Source organism: Pseudonocardia sp. TMWB2A (genome assembly GCF_017312135.1).
Map to the genome: position 1 here is coordinate 4467073 of NZ_QKQY01000002.1, position 17038 is coordinate 4484110.

The 17038-nt window shown below is 76.2% G+C and carries 15 protein-coding genes and 2 pseudogenes; 8 read left to right on the forward strand and 9 right to left on the reverse strand.

Going from position 1 to position 17038, the window contains the following annotated elements:
- Positions 1-19: 19 nt before the first annotated feature.
- The 3 genes from DMP17_RS35445 to DMP17_RS35455 form a co-directional block, all read right to left on the reverse strand.
- Positions 20-955: a carbohydrate kinase family protein gene (locus DMP17_RS35445; RefSeq protein ID WP_337832784.1), complete on the reverse strand. Its 936-nt coding sequence runs from the start codon at positions 953-955 to the stop codon at positions 20-22.
- 124 nt (positions 956-1079) lie between these two features.
- Positions 1080-1451 (reverse strand): HesB/IscA family protein, encoded by a 372-nt coding sequence (locus DMP17_RS35450; RefSeq protein ID WP_062395963.1) that lies wholly within the window; start codon positions 1449-1451, stop codon positions 1080-1082.
- A 125-nt stretch (positions 1452-1576) separates the two neighbouring features.
- On the reverse strand, positions 1577-2692 hold the full coding sequence (locus DMP17_RS35455; protein ID WP_226357678.1) for a glycerate kinase family protein: 1116 nt from the start codon (positions 2690-2692) through the stop codon (positions 1577-1579).
- Positions 2693-2730: 38 nt separating this feature from the next.
- Here DMP17_RS35455 and DMP17_RS35460 point away from each other — a divergent pair.
- Positions 2731-3397, forward strand: a pseudogene (locus DMP17_RS35460) (DUF3043 domain-containing protein).
- A gap of 24 nt (positions 3398-3421) precedes the next feature.
- Here the strand turns inward: DMP17_RS35460 and DMP17_RS35465 are convergent.
- A complete protein-coding gene (locus DMP17_RS35465) occupies positions 3422-4036 on the reverse strand; it encodes a VOC family protein (RefSeq protein WP_226357679.1) in 615 nt (204 codons plus the stop codon).
- A gap of 42 nt (positions 4037-4078) precedes the next feature.
- On the opposite strand from DMP17_RS35465, the gene DMP17_RS35470 reads away from it, so the two are divergent.
- The 4 genes and pseudogenes from DMP17_RS35470 to DMP17_RS35480 all read left to right on the forward strand — a co-directional run bounded on the left by DMP17_RS35470 (position 4079) and on the right by DMP17_RS35480 (position 7990).
- Positions 4079-6088 carry a bifunctional adenosylcobinamide kinase/adenosylcobinamide-phosphate guanylyltransferase gene (locus DMP17_RS35470; RefSeq protein ID WP_337831827.1) on the forward strand — a complete coding sequence of 670 codons (2010 nt, stop codon included), beginning with the start codon at positions 4079-4081 and terminating at the stop codon, positions 6086-6088.
- Positions 6085-6912, forward strand: coding sequence for an adenosylcobinamide-GDP ribazoletransferase (locus tag DMP17_RS35475; RefSeq protein WP_226357681.1), 828 nt, complete (start codon positions 6085-6087; stop codon positions 6910-6912). The genes DMP17_RS35470 and DMP17_RS35475 overlap by 4 nt, the downstream gene beginning before the upstream one ends.
- Positions 6913-7092: 180 nt before the next feature.
- Positions 7093-7248: pseudogene (locus DMP17_RS46535) on the forward strand (type IV toxin-antitoxin system AbiEi family antitoxin domain-containing protein); the annotation flags it as partial.
- Between the two features lie 121 nt (positions 7249-7369).
- Positions 7370-7990 (forward strand): endonuclease domain-containing protein, encoded by a 621-nt coding sequence (locus tag DMP17_RS35480; RefSeq protein WP_337831828.1) that lies wholly within the window; start codon positions 7370-7372, stop codon positions 7988-7990.
- Positions 7991-8102: 112 nt separating this feature from the next.
- Here DMP17_RS35480 and DMP17_RS35485 read toward each other — a convergent pair whose 3' ends face one another.
- The 3 genes from DMP17_RS35485 to DMP17_RS35495 form a co-directional block, all read right to left on the reverse strand.
- On the reverse strand, positions 8103-9224 hold the full coding sequence (locus DMP17_RS35485) for a branched-chain amino acid aminotransferase (RefSeq protein WP_337831829.1): 1122 nt from the start codon (positions 9222-9224) through the stop codon (positions 8103-8105).
- Between the two features lie 62 nt (positions 9225-9286).
- Positions 9287-10414: a glycine cleavage system aminomethyltransferase GcvT gene (gene gcvT, locus DMP17_RS35490; RefSeq protein ID WP_337831830.1), complete on the reverse strand. Its 1128-nt coding sequence runs from the start codon at positions 10412-10414 to the stop codon at positions 9287-9289.
- Between the two features lie 19 nt (positions 10415-10433).
- Positions 10434-11792: a hypothetical protein gene (locus tag DMP17_RS35495; RefSeq protein WP_226357685.1), complete on the reverse strand. Its 1359-nt coding sequence runs from the start codon at positions 11790-11792 to the stop codon at positions 10434-10436.
- 216 nt (positions 11793-12008) lie between these two features.
- On the opposite strand from DMP17_RS35495, the gene DMP17_RS35500 reads away from it, so the two are divergent.
- On the forward strand, positions 12009-13517 hold the full coding sequence (locus DMP17_RS35500) for a leucyl aminopeptidase (RefSeq protein ID WP_443217989.1): 1509 nt from the start codon (positions 12009-12011) through the stop codon (positions 13515-13517).
- 7 nt (positions 13518-13524) lie between these two features.
- Here DMP17_RS35500 and DMP17_RS35505 read toward each other — a convergent pair whose 3' ends face one another.
- Entirely contained in the window at positions 13525-14097 is a 573-nt protein-coding gene (locus DMP17_RS35505) for a hypothetical protein (protein ID WP_337831832.1), read from the reverse strand.
- 80 nt (positions 14098-14177) lie between these two features.
- Between DMP17_RS35505 and DMP17_RS35510 the strand changes: the two genes are divergently transcribed.
- The gene (locus tag DMP17_RS35510; protein WP_337831833.1) at positions 14178-15026 is read left to right on the forward strand and encodes an SDR family NAD(P)-dependent oxidoreductase; all 849 of its coding nucleotides are present in this window, start codon (positions 14178-14180) and stop codon (positions 15024-15026) included.
- 9 nt (positions 15027-15035) lie between these two features.
- On the opposite strand, the gene DMP17_RS35515 is transcribed toward DMP17_RS35510, so the two are convergent.
- Positions 15036-15443, reverse strand: a complete 408-nt coding sequence (locus DMP17_RS35515; RefSeq protein ID WP_073574153.1) for an oxidoreductase — start codon at positions 15441-15443, stop codon at positions 15036-15038.
- A gap of 201 nt (positions 15444-15644) precedes the next feature.
- Between DMP17_RS35515 and lpdA the strand changes: the two genes are divergently transcribed.
- Positions 15645-17036, forward strand: a complete 1392-nt coding sequence (gene lpdA / locus DMP17_RS35520) for a dihydrolipoyl dehydrogenase (protein ID WP_337831834.1) — start codon at positions 15645-15647, stop codon at positions 17034-17036.
- The last annotated feature ends 2 nt before the right edge of the window (positions 17037-17038 follow it).

Genomic DNA, 17038 nt, shown 5'->3' on the forward strand with positions numbered 1-17038 from the left:
CGTTCTCGTACGGCGGGGGTCAGCCGGGCAGGACGGCCCGGATCTCGTCGGCGGCGGTGTCACCGAAGGCGTCGCGCAGCCGGGTGAGGGCGGCGTCGCGGTCCCAGGTCCATTCCTGCGGGCCGTCGGACTCCAGGACGTAGGTCGCGATGAGCGCACCCAGCTGGGCCGAACGCTCCAGCGGCAGCCCCGCGCCGAGCGCGGTGAGGAACCCGGCGCGCCAGGCGTCGCCGACACCGGTCGGGTCGACCAGCTCGGTCGGCGGGACGACGTCGATCCGGGTCTCGGTGCCGTCGGCCTCGACGATCAGCGCGCCCTTCTCGCCGAAGGTGGTGATCCGGGTGCCGACCTTGGCGCCGATCTCCTCGGCGGTCCAGCCGGTCTTCTTGAGCAGCAGCTCGAACTCGTAGTCGTTGGTCACCAGGTAGGTGGCGCCCTCGATGAGGCGGCGGACCTCGGGGCCCTCCATCCGGGCGAGCTGCTGGGAGGGGTCGGCGAGGAAGGGGTAGCCCTGGGTGCGGCACTCGTCGGTGTGGCGCAGCATGGCCTCGGGGTCGCTGGCGCCGATCAGCACCAGGTCGAACCCGCCGACGCGCTCGGCGATCGGGGCGAGCTCGATCTCCTTCGACTTGGCCATGGCGCCCGTGTAGAAGGACGCGATCTGGCGCATGTCGTCGTCGGTGGTGCAGACGAAGCGGGCGGTGTGGACGTCGTCGTGGGTGTGCACCCCGGAGGTGTCGACACCCAGGTCGTCTAGGACCTGCTTGTACTCGGCGAAGTCGGCACCGACGGCGCCGATCAGCACCGGGTTCTGGCCGAGCACACCGAGCGCGAAGGCGATGTTGCCGGCCACGCCGCCCCGGCGGACCGTCAGGTCGTCGACCAGGAAGCTGACCGAGATCCGGTCCAGCTGGTCGGCGAGGATCTGCTCGGAGAACTTCCCCGGGAAATGCATGAGGTTGTCGGAGGCGATCGACCCCGTCACGGCAATAGGCACACAGGGGACCCTACGTCACCCACGGCGAAGGGCCCCGCCGGAGATCACCGGCGGGGCCCTTCGGAGGTGCTGCTGTGCGACGTCAGTTGAAGCTGTCGCCACAGGCGCAGGAGCCGCCCGCGTTCGGGTTGTCGATCGTGAAGCCCTGCTTCTCGATGGTGTCGACGAAGTCGATCGTGGCGCCCTGCAGGTACGGGGCGCTCATCCGGTCGACGCCGACCTTGAGACCGTGGAAGTCACGGAAGAGGTCACCGTCGAGCGACCGGTCGTCGAAGAAGAGCTGGTAACGCAGGCCGGCACAGCCACCGGGCTGCACGGCGATGCGCAGGTGCATGTCGTCGCGGCCCTCCTGCTCGAGCAGGGTGCGCGCCTTGACGGCAGCGGAGTCGGTCAGCTCCACGCCGTGCGTCTGCTCCGTGGTCGCGCCCGCGTCCAAGGTGTTGTCAACGGTCATGACTCTCCCAACAACGTGCGTGGTCCGCCCTGTTCCCACCGGGCGTCGGAATCCATAGTACGACGTCGGGCGGGTCCGCATCCGGGCGGAGACCGTGCGATTCGCCGACGGGCGGGTGACGGGGCTCACCGGCTCCAGCGGGGAGCGACGCGTTCGGCCAGGTCGGCGAGGGTCCCGGCCGGGTCGGCCATCGAGGCCTCCAGGCCGAACTCCTCCGCCACCCCGAACGCCGCGTCGACCCCCGCCGCCGCGGCCTCCCGGCGGCCGACGCTGACCTGCCCGGCCAGCACCACGCACGGCGTCCCGCGGTCGGCCGCACCCCGGGCGACGGCGGTGACGAGCTTGCCGCGCAGCGACTGCCAGTCGAAGCTGCCCTCCCCGGTGACGGCGACGTCGGCGGCGTCCAGCTCGGCGTCGAGCCCGACCAGGCCGCGGACCAGCCCGGCACCGGACTCGACCCGCGCGCCGAGGGCGAGCAGCGCGGCGCCGAGACCGCCCGCGGCGCCGGCCGAGGGCAGGTCGCGCACCTCGCGCCCGGCCAGGTCGGCGAGCACCCCGGCGAACACGGTCAGCGCGCCGTCCAGCTCGGTGACGGCGGCGTCGTCGGCGCCCTTCTGCGGGCCGAACACGGCGGCGGCGCCGTGCGGTCCGAGCAGCGGGTTGTCGACGTCGCTCGCCGCGACCAGGGTCATCCCGCCCAGGTCGGGGGTCCCGTCGAGGCGGGCGCAGCAGTCCAGGGCCGCGCCGCCGGGCGGGAGCGGGAGGCCGTCGTCGTCGACGGGGACGGCGCCGAGCGCGGCCAGCAGACCGGCGCCGCCGTCGGTGGTGGCGGACCCGCCGAGCCCCACGACGGCGGTGGTGACGCCGGCGTCGCGGGCGGCGGCGAGCAGCTCCCCCACCCCGGACGTCGTCGCCGTGCGGGCGACCCCGGGGACCCGGTCCTCGCGCGGGACGTGGTGCAGCCCGCACGCCGAGGCGCACTCCAGGTAGGCGGTGTCGCCGACGCGCAGCCAGGACCCGGTCACCGGGTCACCGAGCGGGCCGGTGACCTCCCGCTCGTGCACGGTCCCGCCGAGCGCGGTGTGCAGCACCTCCGCGAAGCCGGTGCCGCCGTCGGCGAGGGGGACGATCGCGACGTCGGCGCCGGGCACGCCGCGCCGCCAGCCCGCGGCGATCGCCTCGGCCGCCTCCCGTGCGCTGAGGGTTCCACCGAAGGAGTCGGGAGCCACCACGATGCGCATGCGGGGCAGGCTAGCGGCGGCCCGTATTGTGGACACCTGTGAGGTTCCTGCGCCGCTCCGAGAGCTCCGACCAGGCCGGTCAGACGGCCGTCGAGTCCCCGGCGGGCACGGACGCTGCGGAGACGGAGGACGAGGGCGCGACCCGCTCGCGTCCCCACACCACCCCCGGCAAGGGCCGGGCGACACCGAAGCGCCGTGACGCCGAGGGCAGGCGGCGCGGTCCCGCGCCGCCCCCGCCGCGCACCCAGCGGGAGGCCGCGAAGCTGGCCCGCGCCGCCCGGCCGTCGAAGGACGAGCGCCGGGCGAAGGCGCTGGAGCGCCGCAAGCGGATGGACGCCGGCGACGACCGCGTGCTGCTCCCCCGCGACCGCGGCAAGGTGCGGGCCTACGTGCGCGACATCGTGGACTCGCGCCCCGCACGTCATCGGGCTGTTCCTGCCGCTGGCCGCGCTCGTGCTGGTCGCCGCGCTGATCCAGAACCCGGTGATCCAGCAGTACGTCACGCTGTTCACGTTCCTGATGCTGATCGTGATGGTCGTCGAGGGCACGCTGCTGGGCATGCAGGTCCTGAAGAAGGCCCGCGCGAAGTTCCCCGACGAGGAGATCAAGGGCCTCGGCACCGGGTGGTACGCGTTCTCCCGCGCCACCCAGCCGCGCCGCATGCGGGTGCCCAAGCCGCGCGTCAAGCGCGGCGACACGGTCTGACACCGTCCCGGCGGGCCCCGGCTCTCAGAGCACGAGCGGCCCGCCGGGCAGGTCCAGCACGGCCTGCAGCGACGGCGTCTCCCCCGCGACGACCTCGGCCTCCCCACCCGCACCGACGGCGTCGAGCAGTGCGGTCACCCGCTCCGGATCGGGGTGGGTCAGGCGCAGCGTGCGCAGGCTCGCCGGGACCGGCAGGTCGGCCGACGGGTGCCGGGTGGCGCCCCAGTCGATGAGGAACGGCAGCACCCCGCCCGCGTCGTCGGGAGGGAACGCGAGCCGCCACGCGAGCAGCGTGCCGTCCGGGCGCCGACGGGACATGTCCCGGGCGGGTCCCGGGTCGTGCCCGGCGGCGCGGGCCGCGTCGAGCGCGGCGTCGAGGTCGTCGACGCGCACCGCCCAGGTCACCAGCGCGGGTGCGGTCAGGGTGTCGATCCGGAACGGGCGCGGTGCGCCCGGCTCGTCCTGCGCGGGGTCGGGGCCGACGACCTCCAGGTACCGGCCCGGCCCGATCCCGGCCAGCCGGTTGCGGGTGCCGACACCGACGTGCGGCCCGCCCTCGAGCGTGTGGAGATGACGTCCGGCCAGGTCAGCGGCGGTGTCGTCGACGTCGGGGGTGGCCAGGACCAGATGATCGAGCACCTTCGCGACGCTACCGGGGACCGGTAGGACACGATGTGCGGCGTGACTCCTCCCGTCGAACTGCGGACGCTCGTCCTCGGGGGCACGCGCTCCGGCAAGTCGCGGCACGCCGAGGAACTGCTCGGCGACGACGCGGCGGTCCGCTATCTCGCGACCGGCCGGCGGATCCCCGGCGACACCGACTGGGACGCGCGCATCGCCGCGCACACCGCCCGGCGCCCCGCCCACTGGACCACCGAGGAGGTCGGCGGCACCGAGCTGGCCGCCGCGCTCGCCCGGCCCGGCCCGGTGCTGGTCGACGACCTGGCGACCTGGCTGACCGGGGTCCTCGACGACGCCGGTGCCTGGGACGCCCCGGTCGTGCCCGCCGCGGTCGACGCCGCCGTCGACGGGCTGGTCGCCGCGGTCGCCGCCGCGCCGGGTCCGCTGGTGCTGGTGTCCGCCGAGACGGGGCTGGGGGTCGTGCCGGACACCCGCGCCGGGCGGCTGTTCCGCGACCGGCTGGGCGAGCTGAACGCCGCCGTCGCGCGGGTGTGCGACGACGTCGTGCTGGTGGTGGCGGGGCGGGCCCTCGCCCTGCCCGCTCCGGCCACGGACGCCTCCGCCGCTCCGGCCGGCATCGCCGCCGCACCCGGACCTGCGGCGCCGGCCGCGGGAGCACGCGCCGATCTCGCCGCCGCGGGACCCGCTGCCGGGCTCGACGCCACCGGCTCGCCCGGCTCCGCCACCGGGTTGCCCGGCTCCGCCACCGGGTTGCCCGGCTCCGCCACCGGGTCGCCCGGCTCCGCCACCGGGTCCGCGGCTCCCGACGGGAGCGGTGCTCCGGCCGGCGGGGCCGCCGGGGCCGAGGTCGCCGACCCTGACGGTGACGTCGCGGGCACCCCCGCCGGGGTCCCGGGTGCGGTCCTCCCCGCGACCGGGGCGGCCGCGGGCGCCGTCGCCGGGGCCGCGACGACACCCGCCTCGGTCACCGAGTCCGACGTGGAGATCGTCCCGGTCACCGTCGGACGGCCGGACTCCCGCAGCCGCCGAGAGGCCGTCGCCCTGGTCGAGGGGCTCGCGATGCCCACCGGCGGGCTCGGCAGGCTCGGCGAGCTGGGCGTGTGGCTGGCGTCCTGCCAGGGCACCTGTCCCCCGCAGGCGCCCGTGCGCGCCCGGGTGGTGCTGCTCGCCGCCGACCACGGCATCGCCGCGAACGGCGTCTCGGCCTACCCGCCGCAGGTGTCCGCGGTGCGCGCCACCGCCGCCGCGGCCGGACGGCTGCCGGTCACCGTCGCCGCGCGGGCCGCCGGGGCGACCGTGCGGGTCGTCGACGTCGGGCTCGTGTCCAGGGCCGAGGGCGCCGAGCCGGGCTGGCTCGTCGCGCACGGCACCGGCCGGATCGACCGCGAGGACGCCCTGGACGGCGAGCGCGCCACCGCGGCGTGGCTGACCGGGCGGCGGCTGGCCGACGCCGAGATCGACGCCGGCGCGGACCTGCTGATCCCGGCGACGCTCGCCGTCGGCGTGACGACCCCCGCCGCGACGATCGTCGCGGCCGTGACCGGGGCCGAGCCCGTCGCCGTCGTGGGGCGGGCGTCGGGGATCGACGACCGCGCCTGGATGCGCAAGGCCGTCGCGATCCGTGACGCGCTGCGCCGGGCCCGTCCGCACCTGCGCGACCCGCTGGCGCTGCTGCGCACCGTCGGCGGCACGGACCTGATCGTGCTCGCCGGGTTCCTCGCCCGGGCCGCGGAGCGCAAGGTGCCCGCGGTGCTCGACGGCCTGGCCGTCGGCGCGGCGGCCCTGCTCGCCGACGAGCTGGCCCCCGGCGCGAAGGACTGGTGGGTCGCCGCGCAGCCGTCGACCGAACCGGCCGCGACGCTCGTCCTGGAGCACCTGTCGCTGGTGCCGCTGCTGGACCTGGCGGTGCGCACCGAGGACGGCACCGCCGCGGTGACGGCGCTGCCGCTGCTGGTCACCGCGGCGCGCCTGCTCGCCGAGACCGGGACCGCGCACGACACCGGCGTCGTCCCGGGTGACGTGACGGCGCCGGCCGGCCTCGGCCGGTGAGCGGACCCCGGCCCGGTCCCCTCGCCGGGCTCGCGCTGGCGGTCAGCTGGCTGACCGTCGTGCCCGCCCGGGTCCGCACCTCCGACGAGGGCGCGCTGCCCGACGGCGTCGCCGCGGCCGCCCTGCGCTGGGCGCCGCTGGTCGGCGCCGGGCTCGGCGTCGCGGGCGGGGCGCTGCTCACCGGGCTGGTCGCCGCCGGGGTGTCCCCGCTGGTCGCGGGCCTGCTGACGGTCGGGGCGGGAGCGCTCGCGACGCGCGGGATGCACGTCGACGGCATCGCCGACACCGCCGACGGCCTGGGCAGCTACGGCCCGCCGGAGCGGGCGCTGCGGATCATGGCCGACGGCGGGGCCGGACCGTTCGCCGTCGTCACGCTGCTGGTGGTGCTGGGCGCCCGCGCCGCCGCCCTCGCGCAGCTGGCGTCCGCGCCGCCCGCGGTCGTGCTCGTCGTCTGCGCGCTGGCCGCGGCGACCGGGCGGGCCGGGTTCTGCTGGGTTGCGCGCCGCGGGACGCCCGCCGCGCGGCCCGGCGGGCTGGGGGCGACCGTCGCCGGGTCGCAGCCGGTGTGGGTGGCGCCGCTGTGGTGGACCGGTCTGGCGGCGGCCGGGGCGGGGGCACTCGTCGGCGCAGACCGGGCGGGGGCGGCCGCCGGGGCGGTGCTCGCCGTCGCCGGGGCGGTGCTGCTCGCGGCGCTGCTGGTGGTGGGCCTGGCCCGGCACACCCGGCGACGCTTCGGCGGGATGAGCGGCGACGTCCTGGGTGCGGCCTGCGAGCTCGGCGGCACCGCGGTCCTCGTCGTCCTGGCGGCCGCGCTCACCGGATGACCCGGGGCTTGATCGAGCCGGTCCACGCGGCAGGCGGCCCCATGATCACCGGTTGTGGAGCACATCGTTCGCGAGGCGGGCGCAGGACTCCACAACCGGTGATCATGGACGGGATTCGCAGCTGCGACGGGTTCGGCGGGATCGGGGCCGGGCCGTGCGGGGCGCCGCCATCCTGCGCCGGTGCCCCCTGCCCCGCTCCCCGCTCCGTCGACCTCGCTGCGTGACCTGCTGCTCGCCCAGGACGGGGTCCTGTCCGCGGCCCAGGCCCGGGCCACCGGGCTGTCCCGGCAGGCCGTCCGGCGACGGGTGGCCCGCGGCGAGTGGGTCGACCTGCACCCGGGCGTCCTCGCCGAGGCGACCCGCGTCCCGACCGCGGCGATGCGCGTCCGGGCCGCGGCGCTCTGGGCCGGGCCCTCCGGGCTGGTCCACGGGCCGGCCCGCCGCATGCTGGAGCGGGATGACCGACCGGTGCCCCCGCGACGTCGGAGTAACGCTCCCCCGCGGCACCCGGCGGCTCGCGCCCGGCGGCATCGCGCTGCGGCGGCGCGACGTGCCCGGTCCCGACCGGACCTGGATCCGGGGCGTCGCCGTCACCGCCGAGCACCTGACCGTGCTGGAGACCTGCGCCGTGCTGCCCGACGGGGCCGCGTTCCTCGACCGGGTCCTGCAGCGTCGCGTCGTGCACCCGGCGCTGCTGCACGAGGCCTACTGCCGCAACGCGGGCGCGCACGGCATGGCCGCGGCGCACCGGCTGCTGGTGGCCGCGCTCGACCGCGCGGACTCGGAGCTGGAACGGATGCTGCTGCGGCTGCTGTGCGCCGCCGGGATCGGCGGCGTCGTCCGCGGGCTGCCCGTGGGCGGCGGGCGCGAGATCGATCTGGCCTTCCCCGCCGAGCGGGTGGCGATCGAGCTGGACGGCTGGGCCTGGCACATCGACCCCGACCGGTTCCGGGCCGACCGGGCCAAGGGGAACGCCCTGGTCACCCAGGGGTGGACGCTGCTGCGCTTCACCTGGCACGACGTGCACGACGCACCCGAGGGCACCGTCGCCGCGATCAGGCGGGCCCTGCGCCGGTGATCACCGGTTGTGGAGCGTTCCGTCCGCGAGACGGGCGCGGAACTCCACAACCGGTGATCATGCGTCGGGGCCGGACGGCCGGCCCGGAACCGGTGGACGATCCCGGGACGGCTCAGACCGACGCGGAGGCCGGCACCAGGGTGTGCATCCAGCCGTGCGGGTCCGGGGCCGCGCCGCGCTGGATCGCGGTCAGCGCCTCGCGCAGCTGCAGGGTGACCGGGCCGGGCTCACCGTTGCCGACGGTCACCTCGCCGCCGCTGTGCTTGACCGTCCCGATCGGGGTGATCACCGCGGCGGTGCCGCAGCCGAACACCTCGGTCAGCACGCCGCTGGCGGCGCCACCGAGCCACTCCTGGCCGGAGATGCGGCGCTCGACCACGGAGATCCCGAGGTCCTTCGCCACCGTGATCAGCGAGTCCCGGGTGATGCCGGCGAGCACCGAGCCGCGCAGGTCCGGCGTCGCGACCTCGACCGAGCCGTCCTCGGAGCGGAAGACGAAGAACAGGTTGTTCGAGCCCATCTCGTCGATCCACTGGCGCTCCTCGGCGTCGAGGTAGGCGACCTGGGCGCAGCCGTGCTGGGCGCCGACCGCCTGCGGCAGCAGCGACGCCGCGTAGTTCCCGCCGCACTTGGCGGTGCCGGTGCCGCCGAGCGCGGCCCGGGTGTACTCGGTCTCCAGCCACACGTCCATCGGCTTGACCCCACCGGCGAAGTACGGCCCGGCCGGCGAGGCGATGACCGAGTACAGGTACTCCGACGACGGCCGCACCCCCAGCCCGACCTCGGTCGCGATCATGAAGGGCCGCAGGTAGAGCGAGTCCTCGGTGCCGGCCTCGGGCACCCACTCGGAGTCGACCGCGAGGAGCTCGGACAGCGAGGCGAGGAAGAGGTCCTCGGGGAGCTCGGCCATCGCGAGCCGGCGCGCGGAGCCGGCGAACCGGGCGGCGTTGGCGTCGGGCCGGAACGAGGCGATCGAGCCGTCGGGCTGGCGGTAGGCCTTGAGCCCCTCGAAGATCTCCTGCCCGTAGTGCAGGACCATCGACGACGGGTCCAGCGTCATCGGGCCGTAGGGCACGACCGCCGGGTCGTGCCAGCCGGTCCCGGCGGTCCACCGGATCGTCACCATGTGGTCGGTCATGTACCGCCCGAAGCCGGGGGCGGCCAGTGCGTCGGCGCGCCGCTGCGGGGACGCCGGGGCGGGGTTGCGGGTCACGGAGAACTTCGGCGCGCTCATGCCCCGAACGGTATCCCCGCTGTCCACGGGGCAAACAGTCGGATTCCCGAAGAACGGGACCCTCAGCGGACGTGCGAGGGCACCAGCGGCGGCTTCACGACCTCCACCGGCAGCGCACGGCCCCGGACGTCGATCACCAACCCGTCGCCGACGGCCACCCCTCCCGCCGTGTCGACCAGGGCCAGTGCGACGCCGGTGCGCAGCGTCGGGGAGAACGTCCCCGAGGTGACGACGCCGACGGGGCTGCCGCCCTCTCCGTCGAGGACGGTCATGCCCGCCCGCGGGACACCACGCCCGGTCGCCCGCAGCGCGCGCAGGCGCCGCGCCGGGCCCGCCGCGCGCTCGGCGAGCAGGGCGTCGCGGCCCCAGAACGCCGGCTTGTCCCACCCGACCGCCCAGCTGCTCCCGGCCTGGACCGGGCTGATCTCGGTGGACAGCTCGTGGCCGTGCAGCGGGTAGCCCATCTCGGTGCGCAGGGTGTCGCGCGCCGCGAGACCGCAGGGGCCGCCGCCGACGGCGCGGACGGCGTCGAGCAGGGCGTCCCACATCGCCGGTGCGGCCTGGGCGGCGAGGACGACCTCGTAGCCGAGCTCGCCGGTGTAGCCGGTGCGGCAGATCCGCACACCGCCGTCGTTCAGGCCGCCCTCGAGGTCGGTGAACGCCATGTAGTCCAGGTCCGCGACGCCCTCCCCCGCGGCACCGAGCGCCGCGCCCAGGGCCTCGGCGGAGCGGGGCCCCTGGACGGCGAGCACGGCGAGCTCGCGGTGCCGGTCGGTGATCGTGACCCCGGGCGGGGCGTCGGCGGCGAGCGCGGAGACGATCCGGGTGGAGTTCGCGGCGTTCGGGACGAGCAGCAGGTCGTCGTCGGCCGCCAGGTAGACGATCATGTCGTCCTCGACGCCGCCGCGGTCGTCGCAGGCCAGGGTGTACTGGGCGCGGCCCGGGCCGATGCGGCCGAGGTCGTTGGTGAGGCAGGCGTTCAGGTGCGCGGCCGCGCCCGGCCCGGAGATCGGGACGGTGCCGAGGTGGCTGACGTCGAACAGGCCCGCCGTCTCGCGGACCGACGTGTGCTCGGCGACGGTGCCGCCCGGGTAGGAGATCGGCATCGACCACCCCCCGAACTCGCCGAGGGTTGCGTCGAGGGCGACGTGCCGGTCGTGCAGCGGGCTGGGCAGGAGCTCGTCGGTCACGCGCCCGACCCTATCGGCCTCAGGCCGCCTGTTCCTCGGGATCGCTGCGGCGCACGGGTTCCTCGGCCGCGGCGCGGGCGCGGGAGCGCGCCGTGACGGCGCACAGCACCCAGCCCGCGGCGAGCGCCCCGGCCGTCGCGACCAGCGGCCACGGCGGCATCGACGCGGCGACGGCCAGGCACCCCACCCCACCGGCGACGGCGACGACCGCCGCCCGCACCGGACGTCCCGGCAGCCGGAGCACCGCGGCGTGCAGCACCGCGTGGTGGACCAGGGCCGCGACGACGGTGACGACGATCGCGGTCGTCGCGGACAGCAGCAGGGTCATCGCCAGGGTCAGCACCCCCAGCGTCAGGTCGGCCACCCACGGCGTGCCGCGCGACCCGCCCCGGCCCAGGAACGCGGGCAGCTCCCCCTCGCGGGACAGCCGGGCGGCGCCGGCCGCGGCCCGCGACAGCGCCCCGAGCAGTGCGGCGACCGTCGCGGCGGCGGCACCGACCCGCACCAGCACCCCCACCTGGGCGCTGCTGCTGGTGTCCATCAGCGCGGCCAGCGGCGCCGACGCCGAGGCCAGCCCGGACGCGCCGAGCCCGCGCAGCAGGGCCGCCGACAGCAGGAGCAGCAGCACCGTCGTGATCACGACGGCGAGTGCGGGGGCCCGGCGGATCGCCCGCACCGGGTCCCGCAGGCTGCCCCCGAGCTCGGCGACGCGGGACAGCCCGGTGAAGGCGAGGAACACGAACCCGGCGGCGGCGAGCACGCCGAGCGGGCCCGGCTCGATCGCGGCCTGCAGCGTGGCGACGGCCGGGTCGTCGGGCGTCCCGGCGCCGTCGCCGGCGATGCCGGTTCCGGTGGCCGCGGCGGGCATCGCCGAGGACAGCACCGCGTGCGGCCCGTCCGACCGCAGCCCCACCACGATCGCGACGGTCAGGGCGAGCACCGTGCCCACCACCAGCCCGCGCGCCGCACCGGGCGAGATCCGCACCCCGAAGGCGTTCACCGCGACGACGGCGAGCACCGCCACCACCGCGATCGTCACCGGCTGGGTGGGCAGCACGTAGGCGCCGAACACCAGCGCCGCGGCCGACCCGGCGGCGGCCCGCGAGGTCACCCGCGCGACCGCCCCGAGCCGTAGTGCGGGGGCGGGCAGGTCACCGCGGGCCAGCTCCGGACCGGCCGGGCGGGCGAGCGACAGGTGCGCGGTCGAGCCGACCACGCCGAGCGCGAGCAGCGCGGCGAGGAGCACCCCGAGCGGGAACCAGGTGCCCGCCGACGCGGCCGCGGGGCCGAGCGCGGCGTACAGCCCGGTACCGAACGTCGCCGACAGGGCGACGACGACCGCGGTCACGGTCGGGATCCGGTACGGGGGGCGGGGCACCCGTTCACCTTCCCATCCACCCCTGTGCCGCGCGGCGCCGCGGGGGTGTCATTACCATCTCGGTCCGGTCTCGTCGTCCCGCCCGCCACCCGGCTCCCCACCCACCCGGCGCACGGGACGTGTGCACCGGCCACGCAGGGTGAGATCGGGCGACCCGGAGCCACTCGTCCGATACCCACCGTTCCCGTCCGACCCCGAGGAGTGCCACCCGTGCCGATCGACGTCCCGACCCCCCCGCAGACCGCCGCACACAGCGGTGCCGAGACGGAGGCGGTCGTCGACGCCGTCGTGGTCGGTCTGCACGCCCCCGCGGCCGACGCCGCCGACGGCACCGGCCCGGCGCTGGCCGCGGGCGCCGCCGGCGTCGACGCCGCGTTCTCCGGGGAGCTGCTGGAGCTGCTCACCACCGTCGGCGCGACCGGGAAGGCCGAGCAGGTCGTGTCGCTGCCGACCCGCGGCGCGCTGTCCGCGCCGCGGCTGGTCGCGGTCGGTCTGGGCCGCCCGGCCGAGGGGCCGAAGGCGTCCGAGGCGGTCCGCCGCGCGGCCGGTGCCGCCGCCCGCACGCTGGCCGGGACCGGCTCGGTGCTGAGCACGCTGTCCGCCCTCGACGCCGAGGCCGCGGTCGTCGGCGCCGTCCTGGGCGGCTACCGCTTCGACCGGCACCGGACCTCCACCGACGCCGCGGCCGCCCCGGTCGGCAGCTGGTCGTTCACCGGTGCCGACGACGCGGCCGTGCGCCGGGCGACGCTCGTCGCCGAGGCCGTCGTCACCGCCCGGGACCTGGTCAACACCGCGCCGAACGTGCTGGTCCCGGAGACCTTCGCGGCGCACGCGGTGGCGCTGGGAGAGCGCGCCGGGCTGGTCACCGAGGTCCTCGACGACGCCGGGCTGCGGGAGAACGGCTACGGCGGCGTCACCGGCGTCGGGAAGGGGTCGGCGAACCCGCCCCGGCTGGTGCGCCTGACCTGGAACGGCGGCCCGGCCGCGTCGAAGCGGGTCGCGCTCGTCGGGAAGGGCATCACCTTCGACACCGGCGGCATCTCGCTCAAGCCCAACGCCGGCATGGCCGACATGACCTCGGACATGGGCGGGGCGGCCGCGGTCGTCGCGACCGTCGTGCTCGCCGCGAAGCTGGAGCTGCCGGTCACGGTGACCGCGACCGTGCCGATGGCGGAGAACATGCCGTCGTCGACGGCGTACAAGCCCGGCGACGTGCTGACCATGTTCGGCGGGACCACCGTCGAGGTGCTCAACACCGACGCCGAGGGACGGCTGATCCTCGCCGACGCGATCGTCCGCGCCGCCCAGGACGACCCCGACTACCTGGTGGAGACCTCGACGCTGACCGGCGCCCAGCTCGTCGCGCTCGGCATGCGCACCGCCGGGGTGATGGGCTCGGACGAGCTGCGCGACCGGGTCGCCGCGCACGGCACCGCCACCGGCGAGGACGCCTGGGCGATGCCGCTGCCGGAGTACCTGCGCGGCGAGCTGGACTCGCGGGTGGCCGACATCAGCAACGTCAGCGGGCAGCGGTTCGCCGGGATGCTGCTGGCCGGCACGTTCCTCAAGGAGTTCGTGCCCGCCGGGCTGCCGTGGGCGCACATCGACATCGCCGGGCCGTCGTTCAACACCGGCGGGCCGCGCGGCTACACCACTAAGGGCGGCACAGGGGTGCCGGTGCGCACCCTGCTGGCGTTCCTGGAGGACGTGGCCGCGAACGGCTGAGCGCGGCTCAGCGGTCCTGCAACGCGTCCAGCGCGACGGCGAAGGCGGCGGCCAGGCGGAAGTCGATGCGCGGGTCCGGGACGGAGACGTCGTAGGAGTCGCGCAGCGACCACCGCCGGTCGCTGCTCATCAGCAGCGTGCCGCCGGAGTCCTCGGTGACGTCGAAGTGGTACGGCAGCGGCAGGTTCTCGGCCACCCGGCGCAGCAGGGCGACGCCGAGGCTGCGCTCGCGGCCGGTCGCGGCGACGCCCGGCGCGGTCAGCGTCCAGGTCGAGCGCAGCAGGCTCGCCCCGAACCGCTTGCCGAAGGTGCCGATCACCCGGCCGTGCTCGTCGAAGACGTCGTGCTCGGCGCGGACGTCGAGACGCTGGCGGGCGCGGAAGGAGAACACCGCGCGGGAGCGGCTGTCGTCGGACCAGAAGGTCACCTGCTCCTTGAAGGCGAACCGCTTCTGCTGCGCGAACGCCATGAGCGCGCCCGCGCTGCCGTCGGGGTTCGCGGCGTGCACGTCGTAGCGGTTCACGCCGAGGGTGATCCGCTGGCGGACGAGGAAGCGGGGCAGGTGCATCGCGGCCGTCACGGGGCCCGAGTCTGGCCGGACCGGATCCGGGCGGCGACACCGGACCGGGGGTTACCCACGGGTAGGGCATACTGCCGCCCATGAGCCGGCAGCGTCGTCGACACGAGGTCCCCGCGCACACCCCCCGTTCCGCGGTGGTCACCGGCGCGGCCCGCGGCATCGGCGAGCAGATCGCCCGCGAGCTCGTCGGGCGCGGCTACCGGGTGCTGGTCACCGACCTCGACGAGGCCGCGGCACAGGCCACCGCGACCCGGATCGGAGCGGCCGCCGGCACCGCCTGCGACGTCACCGACCCGGCCGCGTCCGTGGCGGCGGTGGCCCGGGCCCGCGAGCTCGCGCCGCTGGGCGCCTGGGTGAGCAACGCCGGCGTCGGGTTCGACGGCACCGTCACCGACATCGCCGAGGCCCGCGCCCGCGCGCTGGTCGAGGTCAACCTGCTGGGCCCGATCTGGGGCGCCCGGGCCGCGGTGACCGCGTTCCGCGAGCAGACGGCGGCGGGGACCGCCCGGGGCGGCGAGATCGGCGTGACCGTGTCGCTGTCCGGCCTCGGCCCGGTTCCGGGCCTGTCGGTGTACGCGGCGTCGAAGGCGGGCGCGCTGTCCATGGTGTCCGCGCTGGCCTCGGAGGTGCGCCGGGAGGGCATCGGGGTGCACGCGGTCTGCCCGGACGGGGTGAACACCGAGCTGCTGCGCTCGATGACGCCCGGCGGCCAGGGCCAGGCGCTCGTGCGGTCCGGGGTGCTGGTCACCCCCGAGCAGGTCGCGACGGCGCTGGTCGGGATGTTCGGCACCGACCGGGTCTACCGGACGCTGCCCGCCTGGCGGGGTGCGCTGCTCCGCCTCACCGCGCTGGCCCCCGGGCCCGCGCTGCGCCTGGAGCCCGCGATGCGCGCGCTCGGCGAGCGGCGCGCCCGCTCGCTGCGCCCCTGACCCGGCGGGTCAGGCGTCGCGGTCCTTGGCCCGCAGCTCGCGCAGCATCCGCTCCTGGCGCTCGCGCTTGCGCAGGGCGCGGTCGCGGGCGTCGTGCTCGCGCATCCGGTTCGGGTACCCGACGAGCTGCACGTCGTAGATCGGCATCTGCAGCGACCGGGCCAGCTTCTTCGCCGCGTTCGGGTTCGCGACCCGCCTGCGGGTCCACTCGCCGTCGTGCGCGACGAAGACCACCGTCGTCTCCGTCACGGTCGTGCGCGGCTCGACGAAGGCCTCGACACCGATCCGGGCGGCCGACCACTCACGCAGGTGGGCCTCCCCCTCCGCGTACGCACCACGCCTCCCGCCGGAGCCGGATCCCCGGCCGGACCTGGGGCCCGACGGTCCACGTGACCGGAACAGGTCGAGCAGACCCATGCGCGTCATCCTCTCGTCGATCCGGTCGCACCCCTACGAACCGGACACGGTAGCTCCGAGTGCCCAACGAACGGGATCACGGATTTGCTCCCGACACCCCAGTGGCGCAGTCGCGGCCGGATGACAAGATGGTCGCCGCGTAGCGGGGTCCCGTCCGGCGGAGCCGGTCCACCGGCGGTGACCCCCGGAGGGAGCTGATCGGTGTCCGACCCGGGCGCTCGTTCCGCCGACCTGGTGATCCTGGGCGGCGGCTCCGGTGGCTACGCCTGCGCGCTGCGGGCCGCGGAGCTGGGCCTGTCGGTGGTCCTGGTCGAGAAGGACAAGCTCGGCGGCACCTGTCTGCACCGCGGCTGCATCCCCACCAAGGCGCTGCTGCACGCGGCCGAGGTGGCCGACCACGCCCGCGACGGCGCGCAGGTCGGCATCCGTTCCACCTTCGACGGCGTCGACATGGCCGGGGTGAACGCCTACAAGGACGGCGTGGTCTCCCGGCTGTACAAGGGCCTGCAGGGCCTGGTCGCCTCGCGCGGGATCACCGTGGTGCCCGGCGCGGGCACCCTGGAGGGTCCCGGCACCGTCCGGGTCGGCGACGAGCGCATCACCGGACGCCACGTCGTGCTCGCCACCGGCTCCTACGCCCGGTCACTGCCCGCCCTGGAGCTGGACGACCGCATCGTCACCTCCGACGCCGCGATCTCCCTCGACGAGGCCCCGCGCCGGGTCGTCGTGCTCGGCGGCGGCGTGATCGGCGTCGAGTTCGCCAGCGTGTGGCGCTCGTTCGGGGCCGCGGTCACGATCGTCGAGGCGCTGCCGCGGCTCGTACCGAACGAGGACGAGTTCTGCTCCACCCAGCTCGCCCGGGCGTTCCGGCGGCGCCGGATCACCGCCCGCACCGGGGTGCGGTTCGCGAAGGCGACCCGCAGCGGCGACACCGTCACCGTGTCGCTGGAGTCCGGTGAGGAGATCGAGGCCGACCTGCTGCTGGTCGCGGTCGGCCGCGGCCCCAACACCACCGGTCACGGCTTCGCCGAGGCCGGCGTCGCGATGGACGGCGGCTTCGTGACCGTCGACGAGCGGCTGCGCACGAACCTCGACGGCGTGTACGCCGTCGGGGACGTCACCCCCGGCCTGCAGCTCGCCCACCGCGGCTTCGCCCACGGGATCTTCGTCGCCGAGGACGTCGCGGGGCTCGCGCCCCGCCCCGTCACCGACGACGGCATCCCGCGCGTCACCTACTGCGACCCCGAGGTCGCCTCGGTCGGGCTGACCGAGCAGGCCGCGCGGGACCTCCACGGCGAGGTGCACACCCTGACCTACGACCTGGCCGGCAACGGGAAGTCGCAGATCCTGCAGACCTCCGGGGCGGTCAAGCTCGTCGCCCAGGGGCCTGCCGGACAGGGCGGACGCGTCCTCGGCGTGCACATGGTGGGCTCCCGGATCGGGGAGCTCGTCGGAGAGGCGCAACTGGTCTACAACTGGGAGGCTCTGCCCACCGACGTCGCCGCCCTGATCCACGCCCACCCCACGCAGAGCGAGGCCCTCGGAGAGGCCCACCTCGCGCTGGCCGGGAGACCGCTGCACACCCACGGCTGATC

Excerpts from the sequence above, each read along its gene's own strand:
- DMP17_RS35485 (WP_337831829.1), bottom strand. The coding sequence starts at position 9,224 with ATGAGCGCGCCGAAGTTCTCCGTGACCCGCAACCCCGCCCCGGCGTCC.
- DMP17_RS35510 (WP_337831833.1), top strand. The coding sequence starts at position 14,178 with ATGAGCCGGCAGCGTCGTCGACACGAGGTCCCCGCGCACACCCCCCGT.
- DMP17_RS35450 (WP_062395963.1), bottom strand. The coding sequence starts at position 1,451 with ATGACCGTTGACAACACCTTGGACGCGGGCGCGACCACGGAGCAGACG.
- DMP17_RS35455 (WP_226357678.1), bottom strand. The coding sequence starts at position 2,692 with ATGCGCATCGTGGTGGCTCCCGACTCCTTCGGTGGAACCCTCAGCGCA.
- DMP17_RS35445 (WP_337832784.1), bottom strand. The coding sequence starts at position 955 with ATGCATTTCCCGGGGAAGTTCTCCGAGCAGATCCTCGCCGACCAGCTG.
- DMP17_RS35515 (WP_073574153.1), bottom strand. The coding sequence starts at position 15,443 with ATGGGTCTGCTCGACCTGTTCCGGTCACGTGGACCGTCGGGCCCCAGG.
- DMP17_RS35480 (WP_337831828.1), top strand. The coding sequence starts at position 7,370 with ATGACCGACCGGTGCCCCCGCGACGTCGGAGTAACGCTCCCCCGCGGC.